Here is a 16,400-nt window from a genome sequence, read left to right on the forward strand (position 1 = left end):
CCGCGTGTGGAGCGCCCCCCGATGAGCGTGGAGGGGCCGGGCGGCCAGAGCGGCGTCCCCGACCTGGGAGCGCTGCTGTCCCAAGTCGGGCAGATGCAGCAGAACCTGGCCGCCGCTCAGCAGCAGGCGGCCGAGACGGTGGTCGAGGGCAGCGCCGGCGGTGGGGCGGTGCGCGTCGAGGTCACCGGCGGCCTGGACTTCCAGTCGGTGACCATCGATCCGTCAGTCGTCGACCCGGCGGACGTCGAAATGCTCCAGGACCTCGTGCTGGCGGCCCTCCGGGCCGCGGTCGAAGCGGCCCAGTCGTTGCAGGCCGACGCGCTCGGCGACGTCGGCTTCGGTGACGGGCTGGGCGGCATCCAAGGGCTGCTAGGCGGCTGATGGCGGCCCCGCCCCACCGCCCCGCCGGCAAGGCGTGATGTACGCAGCACCGGTCCAGGACCTCATCGACGAGCTGGGCCGGCTCCCCGGCGTCGGGCCGAAGTCCGCGCAACGGATCGCGTTCCACATCCTCAAGCTCCCAGCCGACGACGCCATGCGACTGGCCCGCTCCATCGACGTCGTCAAGCGCACCGTGTCGTGGTGCCGGCGGTGCTTCAACATCGCCGAGGGCGGAGACGACGCCGAGTGCGACATCTGCCGGGACGACCGGCGCGACCCGACGGTGCTGTGCGTGGTGGAGGAGCCCCGCGACATCGTCGCGGTCGAGCGGACCCGCGACTTTCGGGGTCGCTACCACGTGATGCAGGGCGCCATAAGCCCGATCGACGGCATAGGACCCGAGCAGCTACGGGTCCGGGAGCTGCTGGCCCGCATCGAGGGGGAGGGCGTCGGCGAGATCATCCTCTGCTTCAGCCCCAACATCGAGGGGGACGCCACCGGCCTCTACCTGGCCTCCCTCCTCAAGGCGCTGCCGGTGCGGGTCACCAAGATCGCCAGCGGACTACCGGTGGGCGGCGACTTGGAGTACGCCGACGAACTGACCCTCGGGCGCGCCCTGGAGGGGCGGCGCGAAGTCGACGCCTGACGGGAAGCCAGCGGTGAGCGCCCGTCACGGCCCTGGTGTGGTGGCCGTGGCCGCGTGCGTCGCCATCACCGCCGGCGCATGCGCGCCGGGCCCCGACGTCAGCCCGACTCAGACCGCGGCCCCGACGACCACAATCGAGGCGCCCCGGCCCCGGCCGACCGTCCCGTCGCAGACGACCGCGGATCCCACCACCCTTCCCCCCGTCCCGCCGGCGCCAGCTCCTACTCCCGCCCCGACCGCTGCGCCGCCCGCCACCGCGCAGGTGGCCTCGGTGACACCCGGTCGCTATCCCCTCGTCACCGACACCCTGCCGTTGGTCGACGTCAGCCGGCCCACGATCAGCAACGGCCAGACGGTGTCGACCACCCGGGCCCTGACCACCCTGGTGTGGCGCCCGGCGGTCCCCGGGAGGTGGCCGCTTATCGTGTTCGCCCACGGGTTCCAGGTCGGGCCGACGCCCTACACAGCGCTCCTCGAGGCGTGGGCGTCAGCCGGGTACGTCGTCGCCGCTCCCGAGTTCCCGCTCACCGACTCGGCCGTCGCGGGCGCCAACACCGACGAAAACGACATCCAGAACCAGCCGGCCGACGTCCGCTTCGTGCTCGACGCCCTGGTTGCCCCCTCGACGCCGTTGTCCGCGGACATCGACCCCACCCGGGTGGTGTGGGCCGGTCACAGCGACGGGGCGGAGACGGCTCTGGCCGCGAGCCTGGCGCCCGCGCCCGCCGGCGAACCGGAGCCGCGAGCGGTGCTCGCGATGTCGGTGTCGCCGCTCGAAGGCGTCACCGCTACCGCCAACCCGCCGCTCATGGTCACCCAGGGAGACGCCGACACCATAAACCCTGCCGCGTTGGGGCAGAAGACCTACGACGAGGCGGCGGGACCGAAGTTCTACATGGACCTGCTCGGCGGTGGCCACCTGCCGCCCGTCGAGGCGGGCAGCCAGTGGCTGCCGTCGATCGAGGCCGCCACGCTCACCTTTTTCCACCTCTACCTCTACGGCGGCTCCCCGGCCGACGTGCTGGCGGCGGGCACCCGGCCGGGTCTGTCGACCATGAGGGAGGATTAGACGCTGCGGATCACCAGCGCGTCGCCCTGGCCGCCACCGCCGCAGAGAGCCGCCACCCCGGTACCGCCGCCCCGCCGGCGCAGCTCGTGGAGCAGCGTCAGCGCCAAGCGGTTGCCCGAAGCCCCAATCGGGTGGCCCAAGGCGACGGCGCCGCCGTTGACGTTGACCACATCCTCGGACAGGTGGAGGTCGTCCATCGCTCCGAGGGCCACCGCCGCGAACGCTTCGTTGAACTCGAAGAGGTCGACGCCGGCGACGTCGAGGCCGGCCTTGCCGAGCGCCTTCAGGGTGGCGCGCGACGGCTGCAGCATCAGGTTGGTGTCGGGCCCGGCGACCATCCCGTAGGAGAGCACTTCGCCGAGGGGGGCGACGCCGTAACGCCCGGCGGCGGCCTTGGACATCACCACGACGGCCGACGCCCCGTCGGAGATCTGGCTGGCGTTGCCGGCGGTGATCGAGCCGTCCTTGGCGAACGCCGGGCGCAGCTTGCCCAGCGACTCGGCGGTCGTGCCGGGACGGACCCCCTCGTCTGTGTCGACCACGACCGTGTCACCCTTGCGCTGCGGGATGTCGACCGCGGTGATCTCGTCGGCGAACCGGCCGTCTTTGATGGCCCTGGCGGCCCGCTCGTGGGACAGGGCGGCGAAGGCATCCTGGCGGGCCCGGGTGATGGCCGGGAACTGCGGCAAGTAGTGCTCCGAGTCCAAGCCCATCGCCTCGTGGGTGTGGGCGTCCTCGAGGCCGTCGTGCATCAACGCGTCGCGCACCACGGTGTCGCCCAGCCGGTAGCCGGAACGGGCCCCGAGCAGCAGGTGAGGCGCCTGGGTCATCGATTCTTGCCCGCCGGCCACCACGACGTCCGCGTCGCCGGCGGCGATCATCAGATCGGCCTGGTAGATGGCGTTCAGCCCTGAGAGGCACACCTTGTTGACGACGGTGGCGGGGGTGGTCATCGGGATCCCCGCCTTGCTGGCCGCCTGGCGGGCCGGTACCTGGCCGGTCCCGGCCAGGAGGACCTGACCCATGATCACGTAGTCGACATCGGCGGGTGCCACCCCAGCCCGCTCCAGCGCCGCAGCGATGGCGAAGCCGCCAAGCTCCGCGGCGGAGAGGGAGCCGAGCGCCCCCGACAGCTTGCCGATAGGTGTGCGAGCTCCAGCGACGATGACCGATCCGGGCATGGTCCCTCCAAAGGATGGTGCGACGGGTGTTGGCGACAGATGTCTGGCGGTGGGCGTTGCGAACGGCCGCTGCGCAGCGTCGGCTCGAGCTGGGCCCGCGACGACAAGTCATCGTACCGGGAGGCGGTGACAGTCCCCGAGGGCGGCCCGGCGCGCCGGCGGCCGGCTCAGGTAACTGCGGGCCTGACGGCTGTACCCTTGAGGCATGACCGCCACCGACGCCGGCCTGTTCACCGAGATCGATCACGTGGCCATCGCCGTGCGCGACCTGGACGCGGCCATCGCCTGGTACCGGGAGGCGTTCGGCGCGACCGTCGATCATCGCGAGGTCGTCGAGCATGACGGCGTCGAAGAAGCGCTGCTCAAGGTGGCCGACTCCTACGTCCAGCTGCTCACCCCGACCCGGGACGACTCGCCCGTCGCCAAGTACCTGGCGGCCAAGGGAGAGGGCCTGCACCATGTCGGCTACCGGGTTGCTGACTGTGCTGCGGCCCTCGACGCGGCTAAGGCAACGGGGGTCAAAGCCATCGACGCCGCGCCGAGACCGGGATCACGGGGGACGACGGTGGCGTTCCTCCACCCGAAGACCGCTTTCGGGACCTTGATCGAGCTGGTCCAGGAGTAGAGGTGAGCTCCTCCTCACGAACTGCGACCGCTTTGGGAGCCGACCACGCAGCTGGCGGCCCGGCCGCCGGCATCAAGTCCAACGACCCGTGCTGGTGCGGGAGCGGCCGGAAGTACAAGCGCTGCCACCGGGGTATGGAGGGCCGGGTTCTCGAGGGTCGGGTCAGCCCGATGCTTACCGTGCCTGCGGGCATCCCCCCGACTCCGTACTACGCCACCGGGGTGGTCGAGCGAACCGACGAGCGAATGGTCAAATCCCCCGAGATCATCGCGGCGATGCGCGTCGCGGGACGGCTGGCCGCCGAGGTCCTCGCGGTCACCGGTGCTGCCGTCGCGCCCGGCGTGACCACCGACGAGCTGGACCGGGTCGCTCACCAGGCGTACATCGATCGGGGCATGTTCCCGAGCACGCTCAACTACCACGAGTACCCCAAGTCGATCTGCACTTCGGTCAACGAGGTGATCTGCCACGGGATACCCGACGACCGCCCGCTCGAGGACGGCGACATCGTCAACATCGACGTAACCGGCTACATCGGTGGGGTGCACGGAGACTGCAACGCGACGTTCTACGTCGGGTCGGTGGACGACGAGTCCCGACGGCTGGTTGAGACGACCCGCGAGTGCCGCGACCTCGGGATCGCAGCGGTCCGCCCCGGACGGCCCATCTCCGACATCGGACGGGCCATCCAGCAGCACGCGGAGGCGGCCGGCTACAGCGTCGTGCGCATGTTCGTCGGGCACGGCATCGGCCAGCAGTTCCACATGTCGCCGAGCGTCCCGCATTACTACACGCCGGACGCGTCGACGATCATGGAGCCTGGCATGACCTTCACCGTCGAGCCGATGATCAACATCGGCGGCTGGCGGGAGAAGATGTGGGGCAACGGCTGGACGGCCGTGACCGTAGACGGGTCCCGCAGCGCCCAGTTCGAGCACACCCTGGTCGTCACCGAGGACGGTGTAGAGGTGCTCACCCCTGAACCCGCCTGAGGGCTCCGGGGCCCTGCCTCCCGTCGCGCCCCGGCCCGGCCCGGGTACGGCGCCCGCCCCGGGTTCCGGGTCCGGCGCGGGTTCGGGGACCGGGCCTCCAAGTGAACCGCCGGAGGGCGTCGGCTCGCCGGCCGGAGCGCGGTTGACGGCTGACCCCGAGACACCCCGGGCCGCTGGACGAGCGCGGCGAGTGTTGGAGTGGGTGATACCGGATGGCAACCCGTCCGGTGTCGTGTACGGCACGATCGTCACCGCCGCACTCCTCGCCGTGGAGAGCACCCGCCGCGAGTCCCTCCCCGCCGCGGCCGGCTCGGTCCTTCTGGCAGTGGTGATCCTGTGGCTGGCCCACAGCTACTCCGTGGCCCTGGGCGACCGTCTCCACAAGCCGGCCCCATGGACGCTGCGCCACCTCTTGGACGTAGCCAGGCACGAAGCCCGCCTGCTGCAGGGTGCGTTCCTCCCGATCGTGGTGCTCCTCGTCAGCGGCGCGGCCGGAGCGTCGGACCGCACCGCAGTACTCGCCGCGCTGATCGGGGCGGTGATGACACTTCTAATCTTGGAGCTGGCGGCCGGCGTGGCGAGCCACCTGGGCCGGGTCGCGCTCGCCGGGCAGGTGGCGCTCAGCCTCGTCATAGGAGCCGGCATATTGCTGCTGAAGGCGGTCGTCCACTAGCGAGACAAAGCGAACACCCACGTCAGCGAGCCCAATCTCAGGCCCGGGCCCGTCCGCCGCTGAACTCGCTGCTAGGGGGACCAGCCGCTCGGGCCTGCTCTGGGTTCATGAGATGGGCTGCCCTTGCGATCAGCCGACCCTTCCCTTCGGGTCAGGCGCTGCTCGGGTCAGGCGCTGCTCGGGTCAGGCGCTGGGAGCGGCGGGGCGGGGGCCCCAGTCTCCCCGGGAGCCGGGGGAACCCATCCGGCCAGCCGGCATCGCGCCGGGCGCCTCGCGAACCCTGATGACGTCGGCGGTCAAATGGGTCAGGGAGTCCTGGCTGCCCTCCGCCACGATGTAGCTATCCACCTTGACGGTAGAAGCCAACGCAGCGGTGGGGCCCGAGTAGTACTTGGTCGCTGGCGTGGTCGACACGGAGAGCGTCTGCCCGTCAGGCCCCACCAGGGAAATCTGTGCGCCGGTCACGTTGGTGACCCGGCCGGTAAGCGTCGGCTCGACGATCTCGACCCTCGTGGCGGTCACCGTGCCGGTCCCCGGAGCGACCGTTGAGGTGGCGTTCGGGCGAGGGGCAGCCACGTGGACGATGTCACCCACCTTCACCGCCGACAGCGAGACCGACTGCATCTCCTTGGTGAACTTGGTGGTCGCGGTGGTGTCCACCGTCTCGGTACCAGCCTCGGTGCGAAGCGTCAGGGTCGTGCCGCTGATGGCGGTCACCGTGCCACCGTGTCCAGGACCGCCAAACCCGGGGCCTCCGGGACCGAATCTGCGACCGGCAGGGTGGCTGCTGGGTGAAGGTGCGGGCGCTGTGGAACTCGCAGCAGACGATGACGTGGTGGTGGAGGAGCCCGCAGCCGTGGATCCCGCGGCTGCGGATATCCCTGTGACCGCTGCGAACGCAGCGCCCGAGGCCAAACCCCCGATCGCCACCAGCTTGGTCGCCCGGGATATCTTGCGCCCGGCTCCGTTGGACCTAATAAACCCGTTGCTCATGTGGCGACCGTATGCCCGCTGCATGAACGGGACCTCAAGGCGACCTGAGAGTGACCTGAATCCTGCTTGGCCCGCTTCGCCGGCCGGGCCTGGACGTTGTCGAGAGGAGTGAGCGGTGGAACCGCGCCGCACCTCAACGGTCCGGCCGCCTCGCTGCCTCGCCGCCTCGCCGGTGGATGGAACCCGCGACACACCTCGGACCGTCGGCGGGGGTCTGTCGCGCTTTGCACCGCCGCGAGCCATGCGGGCCGCGACAAACCAACGCCCGCCGACCCGGGTGTGTCGCGGGTTGCATTCGACCAGCCACTCGCCGGAGCAAGCGGTGGCAGCGGTCGCGAGCTGGAACCCCGCGGCCACCCCCGGCTCGGCCCCCGTCGTGATTGAGCAGCGCGTTGGGCACATGGGTCGCTCCCTCGCTGCGGTCGTCGTCGCCACCGCGTGCTGTAAGGCGCGGTCCCCGCATGTCAGTGCTACCAGCCGCCTGCCGGCGCTTGCATGTCGCCGCCTCAGCTCAGACCCTCACAACGTGTCCCACTGAGCCGGCTCGCGGAATACCTCGGCTCTCATCCCGGCCTCCCGTGCGGCTGCGACGTTGGCTGGGCGGTCATCAACGAAGATCACCTCGTGGGGCTGAGCGGCGAGCCGTTCCAAGGCGAAGGCGTAAGCGGCCGGATCCGGCTTCACTGCCCGGATGTCGTAGCTGAAGATCCGGGGAGCGAACTGCGCCAGCCACGGCTGAGCGTCGATCGCCGTCGCGACCTCGAGCGGCGCATTGGAAAGGATCGCCAGCTTCAGCCCACGAGCGGCGGCGCGAGCGACTCCGTCGAGGCTGGGCCGGTTGGGCCGCAGCCATCCCTCCACGTCGACCTCGATCAGCCGGGGCAGGCGTTCGCCGGGAGATTCCCCGATCAGTGACGTCCAGTACTCCTCGGCAGTGAGATCACCACGGTCGTAAGCGGGGCGGTGCCGCCAATAGGCCTCCTCGAAGTCGCCGCTTTCCATGCCGCACAGGCGGGCCAGGGTCGCCACGGAGCTGTCGGGCTGAGGATGGCAGAGCACCTCCCCGTAGTCGCAGAGCAACCAGGTCAACGGGGATTCTCCCCGCCGCCGCCGCCGCCGTCGTCGTCGTCGTCGTCGTCGTCGTCGTCGCCGCCGTCGTCGCCGCCGCCCGGCGTGCGGTCCCCAGAGCCGTAGCCGGCGGGGCCGTAGCCAGGGGGGCCGTTCCCGGCGTCGAGCGCCGGGGCGAGGACAGCGGCCGTCACGGCCACCGCGACGACGACCACCAGCGCAGCGGCCAGCCCGGTGACGTCAGCGATGGCCCCGATTAGTGGCGGTCCGGCCATCAGCCCTATGTAGCCGCAGCTGGTGACCAGCGCCAGGGACGGGCCGGCCGCCCCGAGGCGGGGAGCGGCGGAGAAGACGAGCGGCACCACGAACGACAACCCCAATCCCAATACCCCGAACCCGATCAGCCCGACGACCGGTCTCCCCGAGAGCAGCGAAGTGCCGAATCCGGCGGCGGCGACCAGGGCGGAGACCCGGACCAGGCGGACCGCACCCACTGCGTGGCCCAGGCGGTCCCCGATCAGCCGGCCTGCAGTCATGGTGGACGCGAAGACCGTGTAGCCGAGGGCGGCGAAGCCCGCCGACGCGCCGAGCGACCCATGGAGGTAGACGGCGCTCCAGTCGTTGGCGGCCCCCTCGGCTAGGAAACAGCCGAAGGCGACGACTGCCAGGGCGGCGAGGGTCCACGACGGGCGCGGCATCTGATGTCCGTGCCGGCGATCGCGCCGCGGTGCGGCCGACGCCGTCGGTCCGAGTGCCGCCACCGCGACCACCCCGCCGGCGGCGGTGAGCGCCGACGCTACGACGAGATGCCAGCCGACCGCGACGTTGGCGGCTGCGACGGCAGCACCGATCCCGGCGCCGACCAGCCCGCCGACGCTGTAGGAGGCGTGCAGCCCGGACATGATCGGGCGCCCGGCCAAGCCCTGCAAGGCGGCGGCCTCGGTGTTCATTGCCACGTCGACCATGCCGGCGCCGACGCCCCATGCCAGCAGCACCACGAAAAGGACGGCGGTGCTCCCAGCGAGCGCAGCCCACGGCAGCGAGATGGCGTAGACCGCCAGACCGGCAGCGATGACGGTCCGGGGCCGGAAACGGGTGAGGGCCGCCCCCGTTGGAGCGGTCGACGCGACCAGGCCCACCGCCGGGCCGAGCAGCGCGACACCGAGCGCCCCGGCGGAGAGGTGCAGCGCGCCCTTGACTGCAGGGATGCGCGCCGCCCACGTCGCGGCCAGGCCGCCGAGGAGGAAGAACACCAACGTCAGGGCCATCCTCGCCTTGCGCAGCTCAGGCGCCAGACGGCCAAGCGATACGGCAGGACGCCCCCCGGAGCGGGCTTCCACCACACGCGACGACACCGGTCCAAGGTAGCGGGCCTGACGGGCCAGGGATCCCTATCCTCGCCCCTGTGTCGCTGCCCTCGCCTGTGATGACGCCCGCTGAGCTCAACCAGTTCTTGTCGGAGGGGTTCCCGGATCGAGAGCTGCCCTATATGGTCGAGGCGGTCACCGATGTCGGCGTGCGCCTCCGCCTGCCCGTCGGCCCGGAGCACCAGCGGCCCGGAGGCTCGGTGTCGGGGCCCACGATGATGTCCCTGGCTGACGGTGCGGCGTGGACAGCCACCCTCTCGCGTATCGGGCCGGTGGCGATGACGGTCACGAGCAGCCTGTCGATCAACTTCTTGCGCCGCCCGCCGCTCGACGCCCACCTGCTCGCCGAGGCCGAGTTGTTGCGGCTCGGTCGGCGACTTTCGGTCACCGACGTGCGGATGGTTTCAGAGGACACCGGAGTCTTGGTGGCGCAGGCCACCGTGACCTACTCCATCCCCTGACGCCCCCCAGTTCGACGTCCAGTCGTCCACCGACGTCGGAGGACAACTGGACGTCGGGCGCAGCAGGGAACTCAGCGGCCGTCCACCGACCCGTCCCAGCGCCCACACGGCCCGCAGCGGCGAAAAGTCACAGGCCGGTAAGTGGCCGCAGGCGGCAAGTGGCCGCGGCCGGTTAGTGGCCGCAGCCGGTTAGTGGCCGCAGCCGGCAAGTGGTCGCAGCCGGTTAGTGGCCGCAGCCGCAATTGGCCCCGAAGCGGGGAAGGGGCCTCAGCCGGGGGCAGGGCCTCAGCCCACGATGTCGATCGGCGTCCCCACCGGGAGGACCGCGAGCTGGGCCAAGTCGGCGTCGTGGAGCCGGATGCAGCCGTGGGAGACCCGGGCGCCGGTCGTGCCGATCTCGGCGTCGGCCCCGGCGGTGATCGGCCCGTGGATGGCGATGATCGCATCGCCGGAACCCTCCCAACTCTGGATGGCGTCGGAATGGGCCGAGGTGTCGAGGATGAGCGGTCCGTAACCGGGCTCCGAGTGGGCCTCGTGCACCGCCACGAAATACTCGCCGGTCACCGTAGGGGTGGCCGCGACGCCGATGCCGGCGGGGAAGTCCATGATCTGCGCGCCCGAGCGATAGACCATCAAGTGGCGCTTCGATAGGTCGACGACCAGCGCGTAGGGGGTCACGGAGGTCGAGACGGCGTTGGCCAGTACCCAGGCGGTCGAGCCGTTGGGCCGCGTCGGAAGCCGCACGTCGAGCCACTCGCCCTGGCTGGCGACGACCGGGAGGGTCAGCGGGTAGTGGTACCAGGTGCCGACGGTCCCGGCCTGGGCTCCCCCCGGAGCGGCGTACACCGGGATCGTGCCGAGCGGAGTGGCCAGCTCGGTCGAGGTCGGAACGGTGTAGGCCGGGGCGCTGGCCGGTGGTGCCGGCGGGGAGCTCGCGGGGGTGGTAGCCGGCGCGGCGAGGACGCTCGCGGGAGCAGCGACGGGTTCTGGGGCCAATACGGGTTCAGTCCGGCTAGAGGCAGGGAGCCCGGCGATGGCGGTGGCGCCGGCGGTGACTGCAACGGCGAGCGCGGCCAAGCCGAGGAGGCGTGCCGCGACCTGCTCCCGGGCGGGCCGGCCCTCTAACCCGCTCCTCCTGCCGGCGTGCCCCCGCATCACCTCAAAGGGTCCCCACATCACCTCAAAGGGTACTGGTAAGCATCTGCTGGCGCGGTAGCCCCGCGCCTCGCCGGGCGGGCCCGCGGGACAGGCAACGCCGCCGGCAGCAGCTCAACGCTACGGTGCGGGGTCGTGACCAACGCAGCGCTCATCGAACCTGTCAGCACCCTGCTCGGCGGCGCGGGAGGGGCCTGGTACTTCACCCCCGAGACGCTGGCCGCGGGCAAGGCAGTAGGGCTCGACGGAAGCCGGTTTTACTTCGTCGGCCGCGGCAGCGTGCTGGGTCGGGTGGACTGGCGGGTGGTGGCCAGCGCGTTCGGTTACTTCTCGCCGTCGATCCTGGAGAAAATGTGGACGACGGGTCTCCAGCGCTGCGAGCTGGAGACGGCGCGGACCGCTCACCTCGACGCCCTGGCCGACTTCGGCCGTCTCCGCTTGAGCGACGCCACCGGCCTCGAAGGGTTCTGCTCCGCCGCGGAGCTCCTGGTCGACGCCGCCTCCCGGGACTTCAGCGGCTTGACCCTCTTCGCGGGCTACGCGGCCCAGCCCGTCCCTGAGGACGTCCCGGCCCGCGCCATGCACCTCACCGCGGTGCTGCGGGAGCTGCGGGGGTCGGCCCACCTAACCGCGGTGGTCGCGGCCGGGCTGGCCACCCCCGTCGCCCACATCATCCGCCGTCCCGACGCCTTGTCGATGTTCGGCTGGCGGGAGGGGGAGATCCCCGAGCCCACCGAGGATGATCATCGCCGTCTGGCGGACGCCGACCGGATGACCGACGCCCTCCTCGAGCGGTTCTATGACGCCCTGGAACCGAACCAGGCGGCCGCCCTCCTGGCGGGAGCGGAGGCGATCGTGGACGCCATCGGCCGGGACGCGGCGCACCTGTGACGGCGCACCTGTGATCACGTGCCTGTGATGGCCCCACAGTGACGGCCCGCCGGTGAAGGTCCACCTGGTCGACGGGACCTACGAGCTTTTCCGCCACTTCTTCGCCCTGCCGTCCCACCGGACGGCAGCAGGGGAGGAGGTCGCGGCGACCCGAGGCGTGCTCGGGTCGGTCCTCGGCCTGCTCGGCGAGGCCACCCACATCGGGGTGGCCACCGACCACGTCATCGAGTCCTGGCGCAACGAGCGATGGCCCGGGTACAAGACCGGCGCCGGCGTCGACCCGTCCCTCGTCGCGCAGTTCCCGCTGCTCGAGGATGTCCTGTCGGCACTGGGCGTGGTGGTCTGGCCGATGGTCGAGTGGGAGGCCGACGACGCCCTGGCCAGCGCGGCCAAAGTGGCGGCCGCGGACCCCGTCGTCGACCAGGTGCTGATCTGCACGCCGGACAAGGATCTAGGGCAGTGCGTGACCGGCACCCGAGTCGTGCAGCTGGACCGCAGGCGCCGGCAGGTCCTCGACGCGGACGGCATCCGGGCCAAGTTCGGGGTGGACCCCAAGTCGATCCCCGACTACCTGGCGCTGGTCGGTGACAGCGCCGACGGGTTTCCTGGCCTGCCGGGGTGGGGCGCCAAGTCGTCGGCCACGGTCCTGGCCCGCTTCGGCACCCTGGAGGAGATCCCCGCCCGAGGCCAGGATTGGCATTTGAACGTTCGCAACGCCGGTGTGCTGGCAGCCACGCTGGCCGAGCGACGGGACCTGGCGCTCCTGTTCAAGGAGCTGGCCACCTTGGTCACCGACCCGCCGGTCATCGCAGGCGTCGCGGAACTGCGATGGGAAGGCCCCGAGAGCGGGTTCGGGGCGCTCTGCGAGCGGATCGACGCCCCCGAGATGCTTCAGCGGGCTGAGCGCCTGGCCGCCGCCAGGGCCTGACGGCTCACCCTGGGCTGACACCATGCCCGGGCCTGACGCCGCCGCCCTGGCTGAATCCCCGACCGGACCCAACGCCGCCGGCCGGACCCAACGCCGCCGACCTGGCCTGAAGCTCCGGCCGCCCCCGACGTAACGGCCGGACCCGACGTAACGGCCGGACCCGACGTAACGGCGGCCGGTCCCGACCTAACGGTCGTGATGCCGCACCCCCGGCCCTACCACTCCACCTGGGCCGGTGCCGCCAACGCCTCTGCCAGCAGCTCGTGGTAGCGGGCTCGGGGAACCTCCACCGCCCCGACGCTTCGCAGGTGGTCGGTGGCCCACTGCACGTCGAGCAGCACCGCACCGCCGGCGGCGAGCCGCTCGACCAACCCGACCAGCGCCACCTTGGACGCGTCGCTCGCCCGGTGGAACATCGACTCGCCGGCGAACAGGCCTCCGATGGCTACCCCGTAGAGGCCGCCGACCAGATCGTCGTCGCGCCAGGCTTCGACGCTGTGCACCCAGCCCAGGCGGTGCAGCTCCAGGTAGGCGGCCTTGATCCGCCGGTCGATCCAGGCCCCGGGCCGGCGACGATCGGCGCAGGCGTCGATGACCTCGCCGAACGCAGTGTCGACCCGGACTTCCATCCGGGCGCAGGACTTGCGCAGCGACCGGCTGATCCGCAGTCCGTCTAGGGGGATGACCCCCCGAGGGTCGGGGGACCACCAGGCCATCAGCCCCCGTCGGGCCGGCATCGGGAACAGCCCGGCCCGGTAGGCGGCCAGGACCGTTCCCGGCTCCAGGTCGGCGCCGACGCCGATCACCTCCGAGGTACCGGCCGCGGCGTCGATGGCCTGCGCTCCCTGCGGGAACGCCCACCGGGACGGCGGCGGCTCGACGGGGTGGCGCGGCGGGCGCCTGTGCTCAGCCATCAGGGCGCGAGTCTGGCCCACCGGGGCCGAGCCACCCAAGCAGCCGCCCTCGGCCCCGACCGGCCCAGCGCCGGACCAGCCCGGCGCCGGACCGGCCCAGCGCCGGACCGGCCCGCCCGGCCAGGCGCCCCCGCCCCCGGGCCGGATAGCCTCGGCCCCGATGCCGGAGCAGACGCAAGAGACCCCCGTTACCGACGCCGAGGCCCCCGCCACCGACGGCGACGCCGTTCCCGCGGACGCCCCCAAGGTGATCCCGACCGGCCACACGATGGCCGAGCGCTTGGAGCAACTGGCGCAGCGCAAAGCCGCGGCCATCCATGCCGGTCCGCCCCACGCCATCGAGCGCCAGCACTCGAAGGGGAAGATGACCGCCAGGGAGCGGATCGACTACCTCTTAGACGACGGCAGCTTCCAGGAGCTGGACATGCTGGCCCGGACCCGGGCTCCGGGGACCCCCGAGGACAAGCGGCCCTACACCGACGGGGTGATCACCGGGTTCGGGACCATCGACGGACGCAAGGTGTGCCTGTTCAGCCAGGACTTCACCGTCGCCGGCGGGTCCCTTGGCGAGGTGTTCGGCGAGAAGGTCCACAAGATCATGGACCTCGCCACCACCCTCGGCGTGCCGATGATCGGCATCAACGACGGCGGCGGCGCCAGGGTGCAAGAGGGCGTCGTCGGCCTCCACTACTTCGGCGGCATCTTCAAGCGCAACGTAGACGCTTCCGGCGTCGTCCCCCAGATCAGCGTGATCATGGGCTCCTGCGCGGGGGGCGCGGTGTACAGCCCGGCGATGACCGACTTCATCTTCATGGTGCGCGACACCAGCCAGATGTTCATCACCGGGCCCGACGTGGTCAAGACCGTCACCGGCGAGGAGGTCACCCTCGAACAGCTGGGAGGCGCCCTCACCCACGCCACCAAGTCCGGCGTGGCGACCTTCGTCGCTCCCGACGAGAAGACCTGCCTCGACGAGGTCCGCTACCTGCTCGGCTTCCTTCCCTCCAACAACATGGAGGAACCGCCCCGCGTCGACACCGGTGACGACCCCGAGCGTCTCGTGCCCGAGGCCGGCGAGCTGATCCCCGCCAGCCCGAACATGCCCTACGACATGAAGAAGGTCATCGCCGCGGTCGTCGACGACGGCGACTTCGTCGAGTACTTCCCGATGTGGGCCATGAACCTGGTGTGCGGTTTCGCCCGCATCGACGGCTACGTCGTCGGCATCGTCGGCAACCAGCCGCAAAACCTGGCCGGGGTACTCGACATCGAGAGCTCCGAGAAGGGCGCCCGCTTCGTGCGGACCTGCGACGGATTCAACATTCCTCTCGTGACCTTCGTGGACGTGCCCGGGTTCATGCCCGGCACCGACCAGGAGTACGGCGGGATCATCCGCCACGGCGCCAAGCTGCTCTACGCCTACTGCGAGTCGACGGTGCCCCGCATCCAGGTCATCACCCGCAAGGCGTACGGTGGTGCGTACGTGGTCATGAACTCCAAGTCGATCGGCGCCGACCTGGCCTACGCGTGGCCCTCCGCGGAGCTGGCGGTCATGGGTCCCCAGGGAGCGGTGGACATCGTCTACCGCCGGGAACTGGCCGAGTCGCCCGACCCCGCCAGCCGCCGGGCGCAGCTGGTGGAGGAGTACACCGAGCGCTTCGCCAACCCTTACCTGGCCGCCGAGCGCGGCTACGTCGACGACGTGATCGACCCGGCCGACACCCGCCGCGTCCTGGCCCGCAGCCTGGACCTGCTGCGCACCAAGCGCGAGGAGCTGCCGAAGCGCAAGCACGGGAACATGCCGCTGTGATCCGTCCGGAGCCGACCGAGGAGGAGGTGGCGGCGATCATCGCCGCCGTGGACGCGCTGTGGCCTCGCCCGGTGCTGGCCGAGGAGGCGCCGCTGGCGAACCCGTGGCGCTTCTCGGGCCGGTCGTGGGCACGCCCGCTCACTGCCCGCCGGGATCGGCCGTGGCTGACCTACCCGCCGGGGTAGCTGCCTCAGGAGGTGGAGAAAGGGGCGACTGGGAGCTGACGACCGTCGCCGACGACGAGGCCGTCTTCTTCCGGGGGGCCGAGGTTCGGCGCATGGAGGGCCTGGAACCGGGACGCACGTACCGCGCCTTCGGGCAGGAGTTCACCACGCTGCCCCGCCCGCCGGGGGAGCGACTGGCCACCGTGGCCACGGTCAACGACGTCCACTTCGGGGAGACCGTCGCCGGCCACATCGAGGGCATGGACATCGGCCCGGTGATGCGCAGTGCCCCCGGGGAGCGCCCCTACCCGGAGGTCATGAACTCCGCCGCGGTCGCCGAGATCGCCTCCCTGCGCCCCGACGCGGTGGTGGCCAAAGGGGACCTGACCGCCACCGGCACCCCCGAGGAGTACGCCGCTTTCGAGGGGTGCTACCGGCCGGTGTTCGGCGACCGGCTGTTCGTCACTCGCGGCAACCACGACAACCGGGCGGCGGGTGCCGCGTTCGACTGCCCCCCGGCTCAGCGCATCGACGTGCCCGGGGCGGTCCTGGCCCTGCTCGACACCTCCCGGCCGGGGCAGGGCGGAGGGGCGCTGGACCAGCGGCAGCTCGACTGGCTCGACGACCTGGCGGCCGGGCTCGACGTGCCGCTGCTGGTGTTCGGACACCATCCGTGCTGGCAGGACCTCCCCGGCGACTGGGCCGGGGAGGGCGCCAGCTTGGACCCCGCCTCCTCCGCGGCCCTGGTCGCTCTCGCGGCCCGCCGCCCCGCGGTGGTCGGGTACGCGGCCGGGCACACCCACCGCAACCGGGTCCGGTACTTCCCCGAGACGGGGACCGCGCCGTTCATCGAGGTCGCGTGCGTCAAGGACTTCCCTGGCAGCTGGGCCGAGTATCGGGTGTTCGAGGGGGGGATCCTGCAGGTTCACCGCCGTCTGAGCCGTCCCGAGGCGGTGGCCTGGAGCGAGCAGTGCCGGGCCATGGTCTTCGGCCTTTACCCTCAGTACGCGTTCGGCGCGCTTGGTGAACGGTGCCTGGCGTTACCCCCACGCTGGGGATGAGATTGTGGATTACCGGGGGAC

At 71.4% G+C, this 16,400-nt stretch carries 18 protein-coding genes; 12 read left to right on the plus strand and 6 right to left on the minus strand.

The window, feature by feature from the left end; genetic code table 11:
- Positions 1 to 21 precede the first annotated feature (21 nt).
- From K6U06_RS17385 to K6U06_RS17395, 3 genes are read left to right on the plus strand one after another with little or no spacing between them, the layout of a single operon-like run.
- Entirely contained in the window at positions 22 to 381 is a 360-nt protein-coding gene (locus K6U06_RS17385; RefSeq protein WP_410051080.1) for a YbaB/EbfC family nucleoid-associated protein, read from the plus strand.
- Between the two features lie 37 nt (positions 382 to 418).
- Positions 419 to 1,027, plus strand: coding sequence for a recombination mediator RecR (gene recR / locus K6U06_RS17390; protein WP_262323229.1), 609 nt, complete (start codon positions 419 to 421; stop codon positions 1,025 to 1,027).
- A gap of 13 nt (positions 1,028 to 1,040) precedes the next feature.
- Positions 1,041 to 2,096: an alpha/beta hydrolase family protein gene (locus K6U06_RS17395; protein ID WP_262323230.1), complete on the plus strand. Its 1,056-nt coding sequence runs from the start codon at positions 1,041 to 1,043 to the stop codon at positions 2,094 to 2,096.
- Here the strand turns inward: K6U06_RS17395 and K6U06_RS17400 are convergent.
- Complete coding sequence (locus K6U06_RS17400; RefSeq protein ID WP_262323231.1) at positions 2,093 to 3,277, minus strand: acetyl-CoA C-acetyltransferase; 1,185 nt, start codon at positions 3,275 to 3,277, stop codon at positions 2,093 to 2,095. The two genes, K6U06_RS17395 and K6U06_RS17400, sit on opposite strands and share 4 nt — an antisense overlap.
- A gap of 205 nt (positions 3,278 to 3,482) precedes the next feature.
- On the opposite strand from K6U06_RS17400, the gene mce reads away from it, so the two are divergent.
- The 3 genes from mce (at position 3,483) to K6U06_RS17415 (ending at position 5,567) form a co-directional block, all read left to right on the plus strand.
- Positions 3,483 to 3,902, plus strand: a complete 420-nt coding sequence (gene mce / locus K6U06_RS17405) for a methylmalonyl-CoA epimerase (RefSeq protein ID WP_262323232.1) — start codon at positions 3,483 to 3,485, stop codon at positions 3,900 to 3,902.
- 32 nt (positions 3,903 to 3,934) lie between these two features.
- Positions 3,935 to 4,894, plus strand: coding sequence for a type I methionyl aminopeptidase (gene map / locus K6U06_RS17410; protein WP_410051081.1), 960 nt, complete (start codon positions 3,935 to 3,937; stop codon positions 4,892 to 4,894).
- 190 nt (positions 4,895 to 5,084) lie between these two features.
- Positions 5,085 to 5,567 carry a hypothetical protein gene (locus tag K6U06_RS17415; protein WP_262323234.1) on the plus strand — a complete coding sequence of 161 codons (483 nt, stop codon included), beginning with the start codon at positions 5,085 to 5,087 and terminating at the stop codon, positions 5,565 to 5,567.
- A gap of 183 nt (positions 5,568 to 5,750) precedes the next feature.
- Here K6U06_RS17415 and K6U06_RS17420 read toward each other — a convergent pair whose 3' ends face one another.
- The 3 genes from K6U06_RS17420 to K6U06_RS17430 all read right to left on the minus strand — a co-directional run bounded on the left by K6U06_RS17420 (position 5,751) and on the right by K6U06_RS17430 (position 8,983).
- Entirely contained in the window at positions 5,751 to 6,284 is a 534-nt protein-coding gene (locus tag K6U06_RS17420; protein WP_262323235.1) for a DUF5666 domain-containing protein, read from the minus strand.
- A gap of 795 nt (positions 6,285 to 7,079) precedes the next feature.
- Entirely contained in the window at positions 7,080 to 7,649 is a 570-nt protein-coding gene (locus K6U06_RS17425) for an HAD family hydrolase (RefSeq protein WP_262323236.1), read from the minus strand.
- Positions 7,646 to 8,983, minus strand: coding sequence for an MFS transporter (locus tag K6U06_RS17430; protein WP_262323237.1), 1,338 nt, complete (start codon positions 8,981 to 8,983; stop codon positions 7,646 to 7,648). Before K6U06_RS17430 ends, K6U06_RS17425 begins: the two co-directional genes overlap by 4 nt.
- Positions 8,984 to 9,054: 71 nt before the next feature.
- Between K6U06_RS17430 and K6U06_RS17435 the strand changes: the two genes are divergently transcribed.
- Positions 9,055 to 9,456: a PaaI family thioesterase gene (locus K6U06_RS17435; protein WP_262323238.1), complete on the plus strand. Its 402-nt coding sequence runs from the start codon at positions 9,055 to 9,057 to the stop codon at positions 9,454 to 9,456.
- Between the two features lie 285 nt (positions 9,457 to 9,741).
- Here K6U06_RS17435 and K6U06_RS17440 read toward each other — a convergent pair whose 3' ends face one another.
- Positions 9,742 to 10,632: a L,D-transpeptidase gene (locus K6U06_RS17440; protein ID WP_262323239.1), complete on the minus strand. Its 891-nt coding sequence runs from the start codon at positions 10,630 to 10,632 to the stop codon at positions 9,742 to 9,744.
- Between the two features lie 114 nt (positions 10,633 to 10,746).
- Between K6U06_RS17440 and K6U06_RS17445 the strand changes: the two genes are divergently transcribed.
- Together K6U06_RS17445 and K6U06_RS17450 are read left to right on the plus strand one after the other, a co-directional pair.
- On the plus strand, positions 10,747 to 11,502 hold the full coding sequence (locus K6U06_RS17445; protein WP_262323240.1) for an SCO6745 family protein: 756 nt from the start codon (positions 10,747 to 10,749) through the stop codon (positions 11,500 to 11,502).
- A 52-nt stretch (positions 11,503 to 11,554) separates the two neighbouring features.
- On the plus strand, positions 11,555 to 12,430 hold the full coding sequence (locus K6U06_RS17450) for a 5'-3' exonuclease H3TH domain-containing protein (RefSeq protein ID WP_262323241.1): 876 nt from the start codon (positions 11,555 to 11,557) through the stop codon (positions 12,428 to 12,430).
- A gap of 215 nt (positions 12,431 to 12,645) precedes the next feature.
- Here K6U06_RS17450 and aat read toward each other — a convergent pair whose 3' ends face one another.
- Entirely contained in the window at positions 12,646 to 13,344 is a 699-nt protein-coding gene (gene aat / locus K6U06_RS17455; RefSeq protein ID WP_262323242.1) for a leucyl/phenylalanyl-tRNA--protein transferase, read from the minus strand.
- A gap of 268 nt (positions 13,345 to 13,612) precedes the next feature.
- Here aat and K6U06_RS17460 point away from each other — a divergent pair, with 268 nt between their 5' ends.
- From K6U06_RS17460 to K6U06_RS17470, 3 genes are read left to right on the plus strand one after another with little or no spacing between them, the layout of a single operon-like run.
- Positions 13,613 to 15,154 carry an acyl-CoA carboxylase subunit beta gene (locus K6U06_RS17460; protein WP_410051082.1) on the plus strand — a complete coding sequence of 514 codons (1,542 nt, stop codon included), beginning with the start codon at positions 13,613 to 13,615 and terminating at the stop codon, positions 15,152 to 15,154.
- Positions 15,151 to 15,339 carry a hypothetical protein gene (locus K6U06_RS17465; RefSeq protein WP_262323244.1) on the plus strand — a complete coding sequence of 63 codons (189 nt, stop codon included), beginning with the start codon at positions 15,151 to 15,153 and terminating at the stop codon, positions 15,337 to 15,339. Before K6U06_RS17460 ends, K6U06_RS17465 begins: the two co-directional genes overlap by 4 nt.
- Positions 15,315 to 16,379 (plus strand): metallophosphoesterase family protein, encoded by a 1,065-nt coding sequence (locus tag K6U06_RS17470; RefSeq protein ID WP_262323245.1) that lies wholly within the window; start codon positions 15,315 to 15,317, stop codon positions 16,377 to 16,379. Before K6U06_RS17465 ends, K6U06_RS17470 begins: the two co-directional genes overlap by 25 nt.
- The last annotated feature ends 21 nt before the right edge of the window (positions 16,380 to 16,400 follow it).

The sequence above is a fragment of the Acidiferrimicrobium sp. IK genome, from assembly GCF_025499425.1.
Taxonomy (GTDB): domain Bacteria; phylum Actinomycetota; class Acidimicrobiia; order Acidimicrobiales; family Palsa-688; genus Acidiferrimicrobium.

Excerpts from the sequence above, each read along its gene's own strand:
- K6U06_RS17435 (WP_262323238.1), top strand. The coding sequence starts at position 9,055 with ATGACGCCCGCTGAGCTCAACCAGTTCTTGTCGGAGGGGTTCCCGGAT.
- K6U06_RS17440 (WP_262323239.1), bottom strand. The coding sequence starts at position 10,632 with ATGTGGGGACCCTTTGAGGTGATGCGGGGGCACGCCGGCAGGAGGAGC.
- aat (WP_262323242.1), bottom strand. The coding sequence starts at position 13,344 with ATGGCTGAGCACAGGCGCCCGCCGCGCCACCCCGTCGAGCCGCCGCCG.
- K6U06_RS17400 (WP_262323231.1), bottom strand. The coding sequence starts at position 3,277 with ATGCCCGGATCGGTCATCGTCGCTGGAGCTCGCACACCTATCGGCAAG.
- mce (WP_262323232.1), top strand. The coding sequence starts at position 3,483 with ATGACCGCCACCGACGCCGGCCTGTTCACCGAGATCGATCACGTGGCC.
- K6U06_RS17385 (WP_410051080.1), top strand. The coding sequence starts at position 22 with ATGAGCGTGGAGGGGCCGGGCGGCCAGAGCGGCGTCCCCGACCTGGGA.
- K6U06_RS17460 (WP_410051082.1), top strand. The coding sequence starts at position 13,613 with ATGGCCGAGCGCTTGGAGCAACTGGCGCAGCGCAAAGCCGCGGCCATC.
- recR (WP_262323229.1), top strand. The coding sequence starts at position 419 with ATGTACGCAGCACCGGTCCAGGACCTCATCGACGAGCTGGGCCGGCTC.